Below are 17,241 nucleotides of genomic sequence, written 5' to 3'. Positions count from 1 at the left end.
TCAGCCGGCGGCGAGGAGGCCGAGCGTGTCGACCACACGGTTCGAGAAGCCCCACTCGTTGTCGTACCAGGCGACGACCTTGACGTGGCGGCCGTCGACGCGGGTGAGAGCCGAGTCGAATACCGCAGAGGCCGGGTTGCCCGTGATGTCGGAGGAGACGAGGGGGTCGTCCGAGTACTCGAGCACACCCGCGAGCGGCCCCCGCGCCGCGGCCCGGTACGCCGCCAGCACGTCCTCGCGCGTCACGTCGCGGGCGACGGTCGTGTTCAGTTCGACGATCGACCCCACCGGCACCGGCACGCGGATCGAGTCCCCCGACAGCCTGCCGTCGAGGTTCGGCAGCACCAGGCCGATCGCCTTGGCGGCCCCCGTCGTGGTCGGCACGATGTTGACAGCGGCCGCGCGGGCGCGGCGGGCGTCACGGTGCGGACCGTCCTGGAGGTTCTGCTCCTGCGTGTAGGCGTGCACCGTCGTCATGAAACCGTGCTCGATGCCGGCGAGCTCGTCGAGCACCGCTGCCAGCGGTGCGAGCGCGTTGGTCGTGCACGAGGCGTTCGAGACGATCGTGTGCGCGGCCGGGTCGTACGCGTCGGTGTTGACCCCGAACGCGAGGGTGACGTCGGCGCCGTCCGCCGGCGCGCTGACGAGCACCTTCCCCGCGCCCGCGTCGAGATGGGCGCGGGCGGCCGCGGCCGACGTGAAGCGGCCGGTCGCCTCCAGCACGATGTCGACGCCGAGGCGGGCCCAGGGGAGCCGTGCGGGCTCCCGCTCGGCGAGCACGGTGATACGGCGGCCGTCGACGACGAGGGTGTCCCCGTCGGCCGTCACCGGACGGCCGAGCCGGCCCGCCGTCGTGTCGTAGGCGAGCAGCCGCGCGAGGGTGGCGGGCTCCGTGAGGTCGTTGACGGCGACGACCTCGAGGGCGCTGTCGCGTTCGAGCAGCGCACGCAGCACATTGCGTCCGATGCGGCCGAAACCGTTGATGGCGATACGGGTCATGAGCGGTCTCCTTCCGGGTTCGCCACCAGGCTCCCGCGCGGCGTTCGCCGGTGACAGCGGCGTGATCGCCACGGTCCGGAAGGATCACGCCACGGGGCGGGCTACCGCCCCCGGGCGAAGGTGCGCCGGTACTCGCTCGGTGTGGTGCCGAGGACGCGCCGGAAGTGCAGCCGCAGATTCGCACCGGTGCCGAGACCGACGTCGGCGGCGATCCGCTCGATGTCCCGCTGCGAACGTTCGAGCAGCTCACGGGCCACATCGACACGGGCCCGCATGAGCCACTGCATCGGCGTGTACCCCGTGTCCTCGGCGAAGCGCCGCGAGAACGTGCGGGGCGACACCGCCGCGTGCCGGGCGAGCACATCGAGGGTCAGGGGTTCACCGAGCCGGTGCAGCGCCCACTCCCGGGTGGCGGCGAACCGCTCGCCGAGCGGCTCGGGCACACTGCGCGGCACGTACTGCGCCTGACCGCCGCTGCGGTAGGGAGCCGCCACCAGGCGCCGTGCCGCGTGGTTCGACGCGGACACCCCCAGATCGCCGCGCAGGATGTGCAGGCAGAGGTCGATGCCCGAAGCGGCACCGGCCGATGTCAGCAGGCTGCCCTCGTCGACGAACAGGACGTTCGCGTCGACCCGGACCAGCGGGCGCTTCGCCGCGAGCGCCCGCGTGTAGTGCCAGTGCGTCGTGGCGCGCCTGCCGTCGAGCAGACCTGTGGCGGCGAGCGCGAAGGCCCCCGTCGAGATGGCGGCGAGCCGTGCCCCCCGGTGGTGGGCGGCGGCCAGCGCGTCGACGACGGTCCGCGGCGGATCGTCGCGGTCCGGGTGCCGGTAGCCGGGGACGAAGACGATGTCGGCCCACGCGAGCGCTTCGAGACCGTGGGCGACGTGGTACGACAGACCGTCGCCGCCGGTCACGGGACCGGGCGCCGCACCGCACACCCGCACCTCGTACGGCATGCTCGCGCGGGTCGTGAACACCTGCGCGGGGATACCGACATCGAGAGGCTTCGCACCTTCGAGCACGAGCACCGCGACACGGTGCGGGGACGAGTCCGGCACGGGCAAGAGGATACGCGGGGACGCCATGGCCCGGTCGCCGGAACAGCTCCGTGTCGGTCCCCGGCCCAGCGGATAGTGTGACCGCCGGACAGGAACCGTGGGGAGGGCGGCGCGGGTGAGGGGTGGTGAGGGCGCGCGGGCCCGGCCGGGACACGGGGGCGCGGGGGAGCGGGACGGCGGGGCGCCGGGACCGGGAACCGTACCGCCGCAAGGACGCGGGGCCGCGGACGCGCCCGCCGTCCCGCCCGCCGGGCACCCGGACGCCCCGCTGCTGACGCTGCTCGGGCTCGACGAGGCGGAGGACGCGGTCTACCGGCTGCTCGTGGACCGCCCCGACTGCGAACCGGAGGCCCTCCAAGGGCCGTTGAGCGGTCCGCTGGTGGCCCGGGCCCTCGAATCGCTCGTCGAACGCGGCCTCGCCAGTGCCGGCCGGCCGGACACCGACGGCAGCGTCCGGTACCGGGCGGCGTCACCCGTGCTGGCCCTCGGGTCGCTCCTGGAGTCCCGGCGGGCCGCGCTGCGCCAGGTCGAGTCCTTCGTCGGTGACCTCACCGAACGGCACCGGTCGGCCCAGGCGCACGCCTCGGGAGTGCCCGTCGAGGTGCTGACCGGTCCGGCCGCCATCCGGCGCCGGCTCCTGACGATGCAGCGCCAGGCCGTGAACGAGGTCTGCACCCTGGTCCCGACCAGGCACGCGCCGGCGGTGCTCTCCTACGAGGACAACCACACCGAGGCGGACGAGGAACTGATGCGCCGCGGGGTGACCGTGCGCAGTGTGGTCGAACGCGAAGGGCTGGAACGCCCGGAGACGGCGGCGGTGCTGGCCTCGTGCGTCGCGCTGGGCCAGCACATCTCCGTCACGGACCGGCTGCCGATCAAACTCGTCATCGTGGACCGGCGGGTCGCCCTGCTGCCCCTGAACCCGGAACGGGAGACCGAGCCGGTGGCACTGGTGGTGCACCGGACCGGGCTGCTCACCGCCCTCTGCTCGCTCTTCGAGGAGCACTTCGAGAAGGGATGGCGGCTGAGCGGTTCCGGCGACGGCCGGGAGGCCACGCCCGCCGGGACCGACCGGGACATCGTGGCGCTGCTCCACGTCGGTCTGACCGACGCCGCCATCGCGCGCCAGCTGGGCATGGGGCACCGCACCGTGCAGCGGCGGCTGCGCGCCCTGATGGACGAGGTCGGCGCCGCCACCCGCTTCCAGCTCGGCTGGCACGCCGCCCGGGAGGGCTGGCTCGACGGCCCCGCCCGGACACGGTCCACGGCCCCCGAGGCGTAATTGCGCCACGGCGTCTTCGCGCCGCCGCCATCCCTTGTTGGCCGACTCCGCATACCGAAGGATCGACCCCGTCAACCGGATGGAACGTACAACAGTGCGTTCCGCCGATGGGTGTGCGATGTGGAGGGTTCTGTGAGAACTGCAAGGATCCGACGGCTGCTGGCGGCTGGCGTGGTCGCCACCGCCACCGCCACGGGCTCGGCACTGCTGGCCGCGCCCGCCTGGGCGTCCCCCGAGGCCCCGGCCGCGGGCGTCACGGCCGAGGACCCCGTCCCGGTGGCGCCGAGGATGACTCAGGGGCTGGACGACGCCGCGCGGAAGGGCACGCCCGCCGAGGCCGCCCGGGCGCACCTGAAGGCCCATCAGGACATCTACAAGGTGCCCGTGTCCGACCTGAAGGCGGTGCGGACGACCGAGGAGGGCAAGCAGTCCTCGGTGCGCTTCCAGCAGAAGCACGAGGGCGTCCCGGTCTTCGGCGCCCAGTACGCCGTCCAGACCGAGAAGGCCGACGGCGGCCGGCAGATCACCTCGGCGACCGGCACCCTCTACACGGACCTCACGGTCTCCACGGTCCCCGAGGTCGGCGAGGCCACCGCGAAGCGGCGGATGTTCGCACTCGACGGGAACCTCTCCCGCGTCCGGGGCGGCAGCACCGAGTCCCACGGCCTCACCGTGCTTCCCGACGCCCACGGCGGCAAGCTCACCTGGCACTTCACCGTCACCGGCGGCGAGGCCGGCGGCAACCCCGTGCGCCAGGAGGTGTACGTCGACGCCCATGTGGGCGGGATCGCCCTCTCGTACGACAACATCGACGCCGCCGGCGCCTCGCCCGCCGAAGGCACGGGCGTACGGGTGGACGGCAGCGAGGTGGAGCTGGACGTCAACGAGGAGGCGGACGGCTCGTACACGCTCGTCGACTCGGCGCGCGCCATGTACCCCGTGACCGGCGGTCAGATACGCACCTACGACGCGCAGCGCAAGACCTACCTGGACCTCGCCGGCGGCCCCGTGCCCGAGGACGTCCTGCCGTCCTCCTCCGCGAGCGACCGCTTCGACGGCGCCAACACCGCATCCGGCGCGGTGGACGCCCACATCAACGCCTCGAAGGTCTACGAGTACCTCCGAAACCGGCTCGGCCGGGACGGCGTCGACGGCAGGGGCGGCACCATCCACTCCGTCGTCAACGTCTCCAGCGGCGGCAAGGACTACGCCAACGCCTTCTGGGACGGCTCCAAGATGGTCTACGGCCACATGAACGGCGTCCCGCTCTCCGTCGGTCTGGACGTCGTCGGCCACGAGATGACGCACGGGGTCACCGAGCACTCCGCGGGCCTCGTCTACCTCAACCAGTCCGGAGCGCTCAACGAGGCGATCTCCGACTACTTCGGCAACGCCATGGAGACCGCCGACAAGGGCATCGCCATGGACGACCCGGCGTCCGGACTCATCGGCGAGTACCTCTGCAACGGCACCGTCCCGCTGGAGGAGTGCGCCCTGCGCGACCTCAACGACGGCCGCAACGCCCAGCGGGACTACGAGCTCATGACCCTCGACTTCGACAACGGCGGGGTGCACCGCAACTCCACCATCGTCGGCGGCGCGCTGTGGGACATACGCGAGAGCCTCGACAGCGAGCTGGCCGACCGCATCGTCTACCGGGCGGCGCAGAACTACCTCACCCCGCTCTCCGGTTTCACCGACATGCGTGACGCGGTCACCCTCGCCGCCCGGTCCCTCCGCGTCTCCGGCGCGGACCTCGCCGCGATCGGCCGGGCCTTCGACAGCCACGGCATCGTGAAGGGCTGGGAGTACAGGAGCGGCACGCACGACGGCACCACCCTGAGCGCCAGGGTCCTGCCCGCCTACGAGGTCTACGCCGGCATCGACGAGCAGGCCGCCCAGATCAACGGCGACGTCTACGCGATCGGCCACGGCGACGCCGTCGCCTGGGACCGGGGAAGCGCCGCCTTCGGTATCACGGTGGGCCGCTTCGGCAAGAAGCCCCAGCGCGAGATCGCCCAGAAGGACGCCTACCTTCTCGACCCGTCCCTCGACGACGACCGCATCGTCTTCACCCGGATCACCGCCGACGGCATCGGTGTCTACCGCACCGGAGCCAAGGGGCAGGGAGCGGTCAGGAAGCTCGTCGACCGCCCGGACGCGGACGAGACCGAGCCCGTGACCGACGACGGGGTGCTCGCCTACATCAGCACCACCGCCGACGGCGAGCAGGACGTCATGCTCCGCGAGGCCGACGGCCGGACGGTCAACCTGACCCCGGAGACCGGCACCAGGGCAGCCCGGCTCGCGATGAAGAACGGCCAGGTCGCCTGGGCGGCCGGCGACGGCGACACCCTGACCCTGCACGACGTCGCCGAGGGCACCACGCAGACCTACCGGATCCCGGGCTGGCTCTTCAACCACGTCTCGGACATCCAGTTCACCTCCGACCGTGTCTTCTGGCGGGAGACGGGCGGCCTGCTCCCGACCACCAACTTCCGGTCCGCGCCCCTCGACGACCTGTCCGAGGCCGTGAAGCCGGCCTTCCCCAAGGGCACCGCCATGGCCCAGTTCACGGTCAACGACGACTACTTCGCCTACTCGGCCTACGACGTATGGGGCGCGCTCGGCTCCTGGACCGGACCGGGCAAGGTGTACGCCTCCACGGTCACCGACCTCCTGGCCGGAGTGGACGGCTTCAGCCGGGTCTCCTGCTCCTCCGGCGCCCAGCTGGCCCCGTCGCTCGGTGACGGACAGCGGATCGCCTGGCTGGACACCACCGCCGCCGACACCGACGTGGTGACCCGCGAGACGTTCGCCGGAAGCTGCGAGGAGTAACCCCGCGCCGTCTTCCACGGGGCGCCCGCCACCACACCCGGCGGGCGCCCCGCCCCGCTCCCGGCCGGCGCCCCGCGTCAGCCGGGAGCGTTGTCGGTGGCGGCACGTACGGTGGGGCCATGCCGGGAATCACCTATGTACGGGGCGACGCCACCTCCCCCCAGGGCAAGGGCGTCAAGCTGATCGTGCACTGCTGCAACGACCTGGGCGGCTGGGGGAAGGGCTTCGTGCTGGCCCTGTCCCGCCGCTGGCCCGGCCCCGAGGCCGCGTACCGCCGCTGGCACCGTGAGCGCGCGCACAACGACTTCGCCCTCGGCGCCGTGCAGTTCGTCCAGGTCGAGCCGTACGTCTGGGTGGCCAACCTGATAGGCCAGCGGGGCGTACGCACCGGCAGCAAGGGCGTGCCGGTGCGCTACGAGGCCCTCGGCGCCGGCCTGGAGAAGGTGGCGGAAAAGGCCGTCGAGCTGGGGGCCTCCGTGCACATGCCGCGGATGGGCTGCGGCCTGGCCGGCGGCACCTGGTCCCGTGTCGAACCCCTGGTGACCGGGCGGCTGGCCGCCCGCGGCCTCGCGGTGACCGTCTACGACCACGGCTGAGGGCCCGTCCGCGGGGATCTGCGGGCCCGGCGGACGGGGAGAGCCGCGGGGACCTGCGGGCCCGGCGGACGGGGAGAGCCGCGGGGACCTGCGGGCCCGGCCCTTTAGGGTGAAGGGGCTCGCGGCACACGGGCGCGGCGGAACGGAGAGGGCTCATGACGTCACCGGATCACGAGGACGCGCTGCTGGCCACGGCGCTCAGGGAGACGGAACCCGCGGACGCGCTCACCGGGCAGATCCTGGACGCGGCGCGCGAACAGTTCATGACGTTCGGCCTGCGCCGCTCGACTGTCGACGACGTGGCCAAGCGGGCCAAGGTCTCCCGGGTCACCGTGTACCGGCGGATCGGCAACAAGGACAGCCTGGTGTCGGCCTGCCTGCTGCGGGAGTACCGCCGGTTCGTCGCGGAGGTGGACGCCGCGGTGGCCGCCCTGCCCACCATGGAGGACCGGCTGGTCGAGGGCTTCGTCGCGGTCCTGGGGCACATCCGCCGGCATCCGCTGGTCGGCGGCCTGCTGAAGCTGGAACCGGAGATCATGCTCCCCTTCCTCACCCTGGAGAGCGGCCCCGCCTTCCTCGCCATGCGTGACTACCTCACCGACCGGCTGCACCGCGCCCAACGGGCCGAAGGACGGCCGGAGTCGGACTCCACACCGGTGGCCGAACTCATGGTGCGGATCACCGTCTCCTTCCTCCTCAACCCCGTCAGCTGCTTCGCCCTCGACGACGACGAACAGGTACGGGCCTTCGCCCGCGGCTATCTGGTCCCGCTGATCAGCGTCCCCGGGCGGCAGGGAGCGGCGCCGGGCGCCGCCGGGTAGCGCCCGGGCACCGTCCGGCGGCAGGGGCGGGCGGTGCCCGGACCGGTCAGCACCGCTCCTGGGGCAGAGGCTCCAGCGGCCGGCTCCGCGCCCAGTGCGGTCCGAGGTCGTCGAGGCGGTAGCCGAAGGGGTAGCTGCGGGGCCGGGGCCTGGACGGCAGCCACCGGGGCCGGGCGGGCATCAGCCCGACGGCGCGGGAACGGGCCCGCACGAGCCGTTCGGCCAGGGACCGGGCCCACCGCGGCTGCTGCTCGAACCCGAGCGCCTCCAGCAGGGGTTCGTCCAGCAGCGCCAGCGAGAAGCGTGCCACCAGCGGGCGCAGCGGCGCGGGGTACCAGGACGCCATCACCCGGAAGGTGGCGTTCGCGACCCGGCGGTTCGCCGGATCGTAGGCGAACATCGACTGCTCGTAGGAGTCGAGCAGTTCCTCGAAGCCGGCATAGGTGTCCGGGACCCCCTCGATCCCCATCATCGCCCCCATCCGTTTCCCCACCTCGGCCAGCGCCTGGGCCTCCTGGGGGCACAGGGCGCGCCAGCCGAACCGGTCGATCCAGCGCTTGGGGCCGACGACGGTGGTGGCGAGGACGTAGAGGTAGTCCTCGTTGGGGATGCGGTACCTGCCGTGGATACGGTTCAGATGGCGGGCCGCCGCACGGGCGCGCTCGGAACCGAAGCCGTCCGCCGCCATCTCGTAGCCGAACAGGACCGTGTCGTCGTAGCGCTTCTGGCCGTTGCGCTCGAACTCCTGGGTGCGGTCCAGGAGCACGGAGATCCGGGGCACACCGTAGTCGCGCAGGAAGGCGACGCTGATGCCCTGCCGGTAGTCCCAGGGGAACTCGTACTGGGACATCAGCCTGAGGATCTCGGCGCAGTCACGCGCCGGGTCCATCCGGCGGATCTCGCGTAGCCGGCTGTAGCGGCCCATCTGACAACCTCCTGTGGGACGGAAGCGCCGGTCCAGGCGCGGGGCGCGTGGTGAGCCGGGTGGAGCGGGCACCACCGGGGCCCGGCCCGCGCCGTCGGCCGCGGCGGCGCGGCACACCCGCTCCCCACCCTCGGGAGTCAAAGTTACAAATACTATCGACTTGTTTCATGGGGTGCGTCAACACTGCTGACAGGAATTCGAAGAAGCGGATCCCGGCGGACAAAGCCCCCGGGGCCGCCCGAGCGGGTCCCCGCCCCGGGCCGCCGCGTCCCGCAGGACGCCCCGGGCCCCGCCCCCACGGGCCGGCGGTCCGTCCGCGCTCGCATACTGGAACACGCAGGCCGGGCACCGGACCGGGCGCCCGCCGACGACAGGGGACCCCGCATGAGCAGCACGGACACCGGCCGTACGGCCGCCGCTCCGCCCCCGCCCGGCGGGGTGCTGTGGAGTCTGGCCGGCGACGTCCGGGGCCTGCTCATGCTGCCCGCCGCCCTCACCCTCCAGGTGGCCCACCCGGCCGTCGGCGCGGGCGTGGACGAGCACTCCGTCTTCCGCACGGACCCCTGGGGCCGGGGCGAACGCTCCCTGCGCTCGCTCCAGCTCTGGGTGTACGGCGGAGAGGCCGCGGCGGAAGAGGGCCGCCGGCTGCGGAGAATGCACCGCACCATCCAGGGCACCGACACCCGGGGCCGCCGCTACCACGCGCTGGAGCCGGCCAACTACGCGTGGGTGCACGCCACCGGATTCCCCGTCTACCGCCACGCCACCCGCTATCTGGTCCGCCCGCTCACCGGGGAACAGGAGCGGGCCCTGTACCGGGAATGGCTCCAGGTCGGCCGGGTCCTCGGCATCCACGACCGGGACATGCCCCGGACGGTCGAGGAGTTCTGGCCCTACTACCGCGGGATCCTCGCCGACGAGATCGAACGCACCGCCGTCGTCGAGGACCTGATCTCCGTCGACGGCCCCGTACCGCCCCCCGACCGGGGCCCACGTGTGCTGCGCCTGCTCGCCCGGGTGCTGTGGCCCCTCCTGTTCCCGCCGCTGGCCAGGTTCCGCCGGTTCCTCACGGTCGGGCTGATGCCGCCGGACGCCCGGGAGGCCATCGGCCTCGAATGGACCGACGCCCAGGAGCGGAGGCTGCGCAGGTTCTGCGGGGTCGTACGGCGCGTGGTCCCGGTACTCCCCGAACGGCTGCGCTATCTGCCGCTCGCCCGGGACGCGCGGGCCGCGTGGCGGGCGGCGGGCGGTGCGGCGGGCCGTGTGAAGGGCCCCGCGACGGGCGGCACGGCGGGGTGAGGACGGCGCCCGGCCGCCGGCCGCGGGCAGGGCGCCGTGCGGGACGGGCCGCCCTCAGGCCGAGTCGCGCAGGATCAGCTCGGTGGGAGTGACCACGGAGGCGGGCCACTGGCCCGCCCCGCTGTCCAGCCGCTCCATCAGCAGCCGGACCATGAGCCGGCCCATGCCCTCCACGTCCTGACGGACGGTGGTCAGCGGCGGATCGGTGCTCTCCGCGACCGAGGCCATGTCGTCGAAGCCGACGACCGCCACGTCCTCGGGGACCCGCAGCCCCCGCTCCCGCAGCACCCGCAGGACACCCGAGGCCATCAGGTCGTTGGCCACGAAGACCGCGTCCACACCGGGGCAGCGGTCCAGCAGCTCCTCTGCCGCCCGCGCGCCGCCCTCGGCGGTGAAGTCGCCTTCCACCGTCATCTCCGGGCCGGCGTCCGGCAGCACGTCGCGGTAGCCGTCGATCCGGTCCAGCGCCGAGGTCTGGTCGCGCGGGCCCGCGATGTGCGCGATCCGCCGCCGGCCGAGGGCCACCAGGTGGCGTACCGCCTCCCGGGCGCCGCCCCGGTTGTCGCAGTCCACGTACGGCACCGGCGGCGTCCCGGCGCCGCCCTCGGCCCCGGTGCGCTCCGGGCGTCCGCCGTAGACCGTCGGCACCCTGAACCTGCTGATGACCGCGGGCAGTTCGTCGTCGGTGTGCAGGGAGAAGGCCAGGACCCCGTCCACATGGCCACCGGCCAGATAGCGGGTGACCCGGTCGAAGTCGCCCCGGCCCTCCACCAGGAGCAGTACCAGCTGGGCGTCGTGCGCGTTGAGCTCCCGGCTGATCCCGCGGATCTGCCGGGAGAAGAACGGGTCCGAGAAGATCCGGAACTCCGGCTCGTCGATGATCACGGCCACCGCGCCGTTGCGCCGGGTGACCAGGGTCCGCGCCGCGTGGTTGGGGACGTACCCGAGCTCGTCGACCGCCTTGCGCACCTGGTCCACCAGGGGCTGCCGCACCCCGGCGCCACCGTTGACGACGCGGGACACCGTCGCCCGGGAGACCCCGGCACGCGCCGCGACCGCCTCCAGGGTGGGCCGGACGTCGTGCCGCGGGTCGGGAGCCGGGTCCAGGGTCGGGTCGGGCAAGAGGCGCTCCTCGTACGCGCGAGCCCCGGCCGGGCCGGAGCGGAAAACAGTTGAGCACACGAACGCCGTCAGCCTAACCGCCCGGCCGGTACGGCCCGTCAGCACGGCCGGGAGGCGAATCCCTTCATAAACGGTCAAGTGGTTACGGCTTGTTGATGCTGTCGTCCGGGCCTCGTGTGGTACTGCCTACGGAGAGCGAAATACTCGCAATGCGTGAAAGGTGCCATTTGTGACACACGACGAGCAGGAAACGGGTGGGCGGGGGGAGTATCTGCCGGTCACGGCGGATCTCCCGGCCGAACCGCACCACGGCCGCCGCCCGGTGACCGACCGTGTGGTCTTCGGCGTCGCTGCGGTGCTCACCGTGGCCTTCGTGATCTGGGGCTCCACGGCCACCGAATCGCTGGAGAGCGCCTCCACCGAGCTGCTCAACGGGTTGATCCACAATGGTGGTTGGGCCTTCATGCTGGCCGCTTCCGGCTTCGTGGTCTTCGCCCTCTGGCTGGCGATCAGCCGCTACGGCAAGATCTCACTGGGCCAGGAGGGCGAGGAACCCGAGTTCCGCACGGTCTCCTGGGTGGCGATGATGTTCAGCGCCGGCATGGGGATCGGCCTGATGTTCTACGGGGTGAGCGAGCCGCTGGCCCATTTCGTCGACCCGCCTCCCGGCACCCGCCCCGCCGACGCCGCCGAGGCCATGCAGACCGCCATGGCCACCACCCTCTTCCACTGGACGCTGCACCCCTGGGCGATCTACGCGGTCGTCGGCCTCGCCATCGCCTACAGCGCCTACCGGCGGCGCCGGAGGCAGACCATCAGCGCGGTGTTCGAACCGCTCATCGGGAAACGCCACGCCTACGGGACGGCCGGCCGGATCATCGACATCCTGGCCATCTTCGCGACCCTCTTCGGCTCGGCCGCCTCACTGGGGCTCGGCGCCCTCCAGATCGGCAGCGGATTCCATGAACTGGACTGGATGGAGAAGACCGGCACCGGACTCCTGGTGGCCGTCATCGCCGTCCTGACGGCCGCCTTCGTCGCCTCCGCGGTGTCCGGCGTGGAGAAGGGCATCCAGTGGCTGTCCAACATCAACATGGTGCTCGCCCTCATCCTGGCGGTCTTCGTCTTCGTCGTCGGCCCCACCATCATCGTGCTGGACCTGCTGCCCACCTCGATCGCCTCGTACTTCGGCGAGCTCCCCCAGCTCGCCGGGCGCACGGAGGCCACCGGGGAGGGCGAAGTGGCCAGCTGGCTCGGCAGCTGGACCGTCTTCTACTGGGCCTGGTGGATCTCCTGGACGCCCTTCGTCGGGATGTTCATCGCCAGGATCAGCCGGGGCCGGACGATCCGGCAGTTCGTCGGCGGGGTCATCCTGGTGCCCAGCACGGTCAGCCTCGTCTGGTTCGCCGTGTTCGGCGGCTCGGCCATCGAACTGGAACGGGCCGGTGAACTCGAAGGAGTCGGCGACACGGCCGAGGCCCAGCTCTTCGGGGTGCTCGCGCAGTTCCCGATCGCCACCGTGATGAGCATCCTGGTGATGATCCTGGTCGGCATCTTCTTCGTCTCCGGCGCCGACGCCGCATCGATCGTCATGGGCACGCTCTCCCAGAAGGGCGTGCTCGAACCCGCCCGGTGGGTCGTCATCTTCTGGGGCGTGGTCACCGGAGCCGTGGCGGCCGTCATGCTCCTCATCGGCGACGGGCAGGGCGACGCGCTGGCAGGGCTCCAGAACCTCACCATCCTGGTGGCCGCGCCGTTCACCGTCGTCATGCTCGGGATGTGCGTCTCCCTCATGCGGGACCTGCGGCACGACCCGCTGATCGTCCGCCGCGAGTTCGGGGTGGAGGCCGTCGAGTCCGCGGTGATCGAGGGGCACGCCAAGTACGACGGCGACTTCGAGATCCGTATCGGCCCCGGCGGCTCCACCGAGATCACCCGCGACGAACGGCACAAGCCCGGCCCGTCCGCCTGACCGCGTGGGCCGCCCCGCCCCACCGGTGCGGGGCGGGGCGGTCCACGCACCTCCGGGGCGGCCTCTCCCGGCGCGGCCCCCGGACCGGCGGAGCGGCCCGGTCCGGAAGTTCCCGCGGGCAGCCCGGTTCGGAAGTTCCCGCGCGCCGCCCGGGTCCGGAAGCTCCCGCGGGCCGCCCGGGCCCGGAAGCTCCCGCGCGCCGCCTCCGGCGGCGTACGCTCCCTGCTCAGCCCACCAGGGCGTACTCCCCCCGCTCACTCCACCAGGGCGTACCCCCACCGCTCACCCCACCAGAGCGGCCGCCGCCCGGGCACATCCCCAGGCGACGGTCACACCCGCGCCCCCGTGCCCGTAGTTGTGCACCAGCCGGCCCCCGCCCGGCAGCGTCCCGGCCTCCAGACGCACACCGGCGTCCCTGGAGGGGCGCAGCCCCACCCGGTGGCCCGTCACCCGGGCCCCGGCGATCTCCGGCCGCACCCGCGCACAGCGCGCCACGATCTCCTCGGCCGTACGGGGGTCCGCCCCGGTGCCGTACTCGTCCACCTCGGCCGTGCCGCCCAGCACCAGCCCGTCCGGCTGCGGGAAGAAGTACGTCGTCGTGCTCGACGCCGGGTCGGCACGGGTGAACCACTCCTCGATGCCCGGGTTCTCCACCACCACCAGCTGCCCCCGCACCGGCCGCACCCCGAGGTCGGGGACCAGGGCACGTGCCCCGAGACCGGTGCAGTTGACCACGACCGGCGCCAGGGCGGCGGCCTCCGCGAAGTCCTGGACCGTACCGCGCTCCAGGACCCCGCCGCTCCTGACCAGCCGCTCCTGGAGCCACGCCAGATGGACCGGCATGTCGATCAGCGGCAGCGTCACCCGGAGCCCCTCCGGCACCTCCCGTGCCCCGGTCAGGCGCCGCGCCCACGGCCCCAGCCCCGACAGCCGCTCACCCCCGTGCAGGCCCGCCACCATCCGCACGCCGGTCTCCTCCGGCGCCGTGGCCAGCTCCTCGTACACCGCCAGCGTCTCCAGCGCCCAGTCACCGGCCAGCGCCTCGGGTTCGATCCGGTAGGGCCACCACAGCGCACCGGCCACCGCGGACGTGGTGTCCCGCGCCGCGTCCCGGGACCGGACACGCACCCGGTGGCCGCGCCGCGTCAGCTCCAGGGCCGTGGTCAGCCCGATGACCCCGCCGCCCACCACGATCACGTCCGCTGTCACGCCGCTCACCCGCACCACTCCCGTCGGTCTCCCGCACACCGGCCCCCGGACCTCCCGGGCCCCGGCCCCTCGGCCGTCCCGGCGATCCGCCCCGCCGCGGGGCGGGACGCCACGGCGCCGTCCACGGCGCCCCCGCCATTCGTTAGGATCTCACCCTCATGACTGCCACTCTCGTCGCCAAGGACCTCGCCGCGGGGCACGGCGACCGCACCCTCTTCGCCGGCCTCGACCTCGTCGTCGCGCCCGGGGACGTGATCGGGCTCGTCGGGGCCAACGGCGCCGGCAAGTCCTCGCTGCTGCGTCTTCTCGCGGGCCTCGACCGCCCGGAGGACGGCGAACTGCGGCTCTCCCCGCCCGGCGCCAACATCGGACACCTCCCGCAGGAGCCCGAGCGCCGTGCGGGCGAATCCGTACGCGAGTTCCTCGCGCGGCGCACCGGGGTGGCCGACGCCCAGCGGACAATGGACGACGCCACCCAGGCCCTGGTCGACCAGGCGCCCGGCGCCGACGACGCCTATGCCGAGGCGCTGGAGCGCTGGCTCGCCCTCGGCGGTGCCGATCTGGACGAACGCGCCGAGGACACCGCCGCGGAACTCGGCCTGACCGTCGGCCTCGACCTGCCGATGACCGCCCTCTCCGGCGGCCAGGCGGCCCGCGCCTCGCTCGCCTCGCTGCTGCTGTCCCGCTACGACGTCTTCCTGCTCGACGAACCCACCAACGACCTCGACCTGGACGGCCTGGAGCGCCTGGAGCGCTTCGTGTCCGGGCTGCGGGCCGGCACCGTCGTGGTCAGCCACGACCGGGAGTTCCTCATGCGGACCGTCACCAAGGTGCTCGAACTCGACCTCGCCCAGCAGCAGATCAACCTCTACGGCGGCGGTTACGCCTCCTACCTGGAGGAACGCGAACGCGCCCGCGCCCACGCCCGCGAGGAGTTCGAGGAGTACGCGGACAAGCGCTCCGCCCTGGAGAGCCGTGCCCAGACGCAGCGCGGCTGGATGGACAAGGGTGTGCGGAACGCCCGCCGCAAGGCCACCGACAACGACAAGATCGGCCGCAAGTTCCGCAGCGAGGCCAGCGAGAAGCAGGCCGCCAAGGCCCGGCAGACCCAGCGCATGATCGAACGCCTCGACGTCGTCGAGGAGCCCCGCAAGGAGTGGGAGCTGCGGATGGAGATCGCCTCCGCGCCCCGCTCCGGCTCCGTCGTCGCCACGCTCCGGGACGCCGCCGTCGTCCGCGGGGACTTCGCCTTCGGCCCCGCCACCCTGCAGATCGACTGGGCGGACCGGGTCGCGATCACCGGTGCCAACGGGTCGGGGAAGTCCACCCTGCTCGCAGCCCTGCTCGGCCGGCTGCCGCTCGACTCCGGCCACGCCTCGCTCGGCTCCGGCGTCGTCGTCGGCGAGGTCGACCAGGCGCGGAAGCTCTTCCACGGCACCGAGAGCCTGCTCGACGCCTTCTGCGCGGCCGTGCCGGACACGGAACCGGCCGATGTGCGCACCCTGCTCGCCAAGTTCGGACTGCGCGCCGCCCATGTGCTGCGTCCCGCCACCACCCTCTCGCCGGGCGAACGAACCCGGGCCGCACTGGCCCTGCTCCAGGGCAGGGGCGTCAACCTCCTGGTGCTGGACGAGCCGACCAACCACCTCGACCTGCCGGCGATCGAGCAGCTGGAGTCGGCACTCGACTCGTACACCGGCACACTGCTGCTGGTCACCCACGACCGGCGGATGCTGGAGGCGGTGCGTACGACGCGCCGCCTGGAGGTCGCCGACGGCAAGGTCGTCGAGGCCCGCTGACGCCGGAGCCCGCCCCTCCCGGCGGGAGGAGCGGGCCCGGTGTGCCGCCGGAGGGCGTCAGTCGACGTAGCTGATGTCGGACGAGGAGTAGATGCAGTTGGTGCCGTCCGCCCCGGACCCGATCTTGCTGGGCTCGCCGCTGGTCGTGCCCTTGTACTTGACGCAGACGTCCAGGTCGCGGCCGGCGTCGTCGTAGATCGTGACGTCGGAGAACCGCGCGGTGTCACCGTAGTTGGTGTTGATACCGACGAGTGAGTCGCCCGGGGTCGTCACCCAGATGTTCTGCAGCTGGATGTGACGGCCGTACTGCGTCGAGCAGTTGCCGCAGGAGCGGACCAGCTTGCCGAAGTCCTCGACCTGGAAGTTCTTGACGACCAGGGTGCCCGCGCCGTTGTGCTGGAAGACCTTGTCCTGCGCCAGTCTCGCGCCGCCGCCGTCGACCGTGCGGACCGTGGAGGAGGAGCTGCCGCGGAAGGTCGCGGCGTCCTCGCCCACGTCCTCCCACCAGACGTTCTTGATGGTGCAGGCGCCGGAGCAGTGCACCCCGTCCGCCGCCGGGGCGCCCAGGATGACGTTCTGCAGGGTCGCGCCGTCCGCCAGCTCGATCAGCGCGGGCTGGTCCTCGTCCTGGCCGCCGCTGCCCAGATCGCCACTGCCGTACAGCCGCTTCATGCCGCCGTCGTAGGTGCCGGAGACCTTCATGGTCGAGGAGACGGCCTGGCTGCCGTTGGCGGCCGGCCAGGAAGGCTTGTCGGTCGGCGGGTCCGTCGGCGGGTCGGTCGGGTCGGTCGGCGGGTCCGTGGGGGTGGTGCCCGCCGCGGTGAAGGTCCAGCTCTTGCTGGTCACCGAGTCACAGGAGTTCTGCTGGACCAGGGCGCCGGCGGCCGTCGAACCGTCCTTGACGTTCAGGCACTTGCCGCCGTTGCTGTTGACCACCCGGTAGGTGCTGCCGCTGACCGGGGTCAGCGTCCACACCTGGGTCGCCGCACCGCCGCAGTTCTGCTGTTCCACCGCCTTGCCCGCACTGGTGGAAGCGTCCTTCACCCCGGCGCACTTGGAGCTGTGCGCGGCGGTCAGCGTGTAACCGCTGCCGGAGGCGGTGAGCTTCCAGGTCTGGCCGGCGGCCCCGTTGCAGGCGGCCTGGGCCAGCTGGACCCCCGCGGAGCTGCTCGCGCCGGGTACGCCCAGACACAGTCCGCTGGCGGCGTTCTTCAGTGTGTACGAGCCGGTGGCCGGTGCGGCCGTGGCCGAGCCGGTGGCGAACAGTGCGGTGAGACCTGCGGCGATCGTGGCGACGGCCGCCACGAGCGAAGCGGCCGCA

At 72.8% G+C, this 17,241-nt stretch carries 12 protein-coding genes and 2 pseudogenes; 7 read left to right on the top strand and 7 right to left on the bottom strand.

The window, feature by feature from the left end; all coding sequences use genetic code 11:
* Both gap and CP967_RS02365 read right to left on the bottom strand, forming a co-directional pair.
* Positions 1-999, bottom strand: coding sequence for a type I glyceraldehyde-3-phosphate dehydrogenase (gap, locus tag CP967_RS02370; RefSeq protein WP_150486318.1), 999 nt, complete (start codon positions 997-999; stop codon positions 1-3).
* Between the two features lie 101 nt (positions 1,000-1,100).
* Complete coding sequence (locus CP967_RS02365; protein WP_150486317.1) at positions 1,101-2,084, bottom strand: GlxA family transcriptional regulator; 984 nt, start codon at positions 2,082-2,084, stop codon at positions 1,101-1,103.
* A gap of 88 nt (positions 2,085-2,172) precedes the next feature.
* Here CP967_RS02365 and CP967_RS02360 point away from each other — a divergent pair, with 88 nt between their 5' ends.
* The 4 genes from CP967_RS02360 (at position 2,173) to CP967_RS02345 (ending at position 7,594) form a co-directional block, all read left to right on the top strand.
* The gene (locus CP967_RS02360) at positions 2,173-3,339 is read left to right on the top strand and encodes a helix-turn-helix domain-containing protein (RefSeq protein WP_150486316.1); all 1,167 of its coding nucleotides are present in this window, start codon (positions 2,173-2,175) and stop codon (positions 3,337-3,339) included.
* Between the two features lie 132 nt (positions 3,340-3,471).
* Complete coding sequence (locus CP967_RS02355; RefSeq protein ID WP_150486315.1) at positions 3,472-6,177, top strand: M4 family metallopeptidase; 2,706 nt, start codon at positions 3,472-3,474, stop codon at positions 6,175-6,177.
* Positions 6,178-6,296: 119 nt separating this feature from the next.
* On the top strand, positions 6,297-6,773 hold the full coding sequence (locus tag CP967_RS02350; RefSeq protein WP_150486314.1) for a macro domain-containing protein: 477 nt from the start codon (positions 6,297-6,299) through the stop codon (positions 6,771-6,773).
* Between the two features lie 155 nt (positions 6,774-6,928).
* Entirely contained in the window at positions 6,929-7,594 is a 666-nt protein-coding gene (locus CP967_RS02345) for a TetR/AcrR family transcriptional regulator (RefSeq protein WP_150486313.1), read from the top strand.
* 46 nt (positions 7,595-7,640) lie between these two features.
* Here CP967_RS02345 and CP967_RS02340 read toward each other — a convergent pair whose 3' ends face one another.
* The gene (locus CP967_RS02340) at positions 7,641-8,519 is read right to left on the bottom strand and encodes an oxygenase MpaB family protein (RefSeq protein ID WP_150486312.1); all 879 of its coding nucleotides are present in this window, start codon (positions 8,517-8,519) and stop codon (positions 7,641-7,643) included.
* Between the two features lie 384 nt (positions 8,520-8,903).
* On the opposite strand from CP967_RS02340, the gene CP967_RS02335 reads away from it, so the two are divergent.
* Entirely contained in the window at positions 8,904-9,818 is a 915-nt protein-coding gene (locus tag CP967_RS02335; protein ID WP_150486311.1) for an oxygenase MpaB family protein, read from the top strand.
* A gap of 54 nt (positions 9,819-9,872) precedes the next feature.
* On the opposite strand, the gene CP967_RS02330 is transcribed toward CP967_RS02335, so the two are convergent.
* Positions 9,873-10,940 carry a LacI family DNA-binding transcriptional regulator gene (locus CP967_RS02330; RefSeq protein ID WP_150486310.1) on the bottom strand — a complete coding sequence of 356 codons (1,068 nt, stop codon included), beginning with the start codon at positions 10,938-10,940 and terminating at the stop codon, positions 9,873-9,875.
* A 229-nt stretch (positions 10,941-11,169) separates the two neighbouring features.
* Between CP967_RS02330 and CP967_RS02325 the strand changes: the two genes are divergently transcribed.
* Positions 11,170-12,912 carry a BCCT family transporter gene (locus CP967_RS02325; protein WP_150486309.1) on the top strand — a complete coding sequence of 581 codons (1,743 nt, stop codon included), beginning with the start codon at positions 11,170-11,172 and terminating at the stop codon, positions 12,910-12,912.
* 282 nt (positions 12,913-13,194) lie between these two features.
* On the opposite strand, the gene CP967_RS02320 is transcribed toward CP967_RS02325, so the two are convergent.
* Complete coding sequence (locus CP967_RS02320) at positions 13,195-14,130, bottom strand: FAD-dependent oxidoreductase (protein WP_229888584.1); 936 nt, start codon at positions 14,128-14,130, stop codon at positions 13,195-13,197.
* 149 nt (positions 14,131-14,279) lie between these two features.
* Here CP967_RS02320 and CP967_RS02315 point away from each other — a divergent pair, with 149 nt between their 5' ends.
* The gene (locus CP967_RS02315; protein ID WP_150486308.1) at positions 14,280-15,920 is read left to right on the top strand and encodes an ABC-F family ATP-binding cassette domain-containing protein; all 1,641 of its coding nucleotides are present in this window, start codon (positions 14,280-14,282) and stop codon (positions 15,918-15,920) included.
* 57 nt (positions 15,921-15,977) lie between these two features.
* Here the strand turns inward: CP967_RS02315 and CP967_RS34485 are convergent.
* Positions 15,978-16,667, bottom strand: a pseudogene (locus CP967_RS34485) (pectate lyase); the annotation flags it as partial.
* A 72-nt stretch (positions 16,668-16,739) separates the two neighbouring features.
* Positions 16,740-17,225, bottom strand: a pseudogene (locus tag CP967_RS34480) (RICIN domain-containing protein); the annotation flags it as partial.
* Positions 17,226-17,241: the final 16 nt, after the last annotated feature.

This window comes from Streptomyces nitrosporeus (assembly GCF_008704555.1).
Lineage (GTDB): Bacteria > Actinomycetota > Actinomycetes > Streptomycetales > Streptomycetaceae > Streptomyces > Streptomyces nitrosporeus.
The sequence above is the reverse complement of the archived record's forward strand: the minus strand, read 5'-3'. Positions and strand labels throughout refer to the sequence as shown.

Bases quoted from the DNA above. Each gene is read 5' to 3' on its own strand.
- CP967_RS02315 (WP_150486308.1), top strand. From the start codon at position 14,280: ATGACTGCCACTCTCGTCGCCAAGGACCTCGCCGCGGGGCACGGCGAC.
- CP967_RS02350 (WP_150486314.1), top strand. From the start codon at position 6,297: ATGCCGGGAATCACCTATGTACGGGGCGACGCCACCTCCCCCCAGGGC.
- CP967_RS02340 (WP_150486312.1), bottom strand. From the start codon at position 8,519: ATGGGCCGCTACAGCCGGCTACGCGAGATCCGCCGGATGGACCCGGCG.
- CP967_RS02335 (WP_150486311.1), top strand. From the start codon at position 8,904: ATGAGCAGCACGGACACCGGCCGTACGGCCGCCGCTCCGCCCCCGCCC.
- gap (WP_150486318.1), bottom strand. From the start codon at position 999: ATGACCCGTATCGCCATCAACGGTTTCGGCCGCATCGGACGCAATGTG.
- CP967_RS02345 (WP_150486313.1), top strand. From the start codon at position 6,929: ATGACGTCACCGGATCACGAGGACGCGCTGCTGGCCACGGCGCTCAGG.
- CP967_RS02365 (WP_150486317.1), bottom strand. From the start codon at position 2,084: ATGGCGTCCCCGCGTATCCTCTTGCCCGTGCCGGACTCGTCCCCGCAC.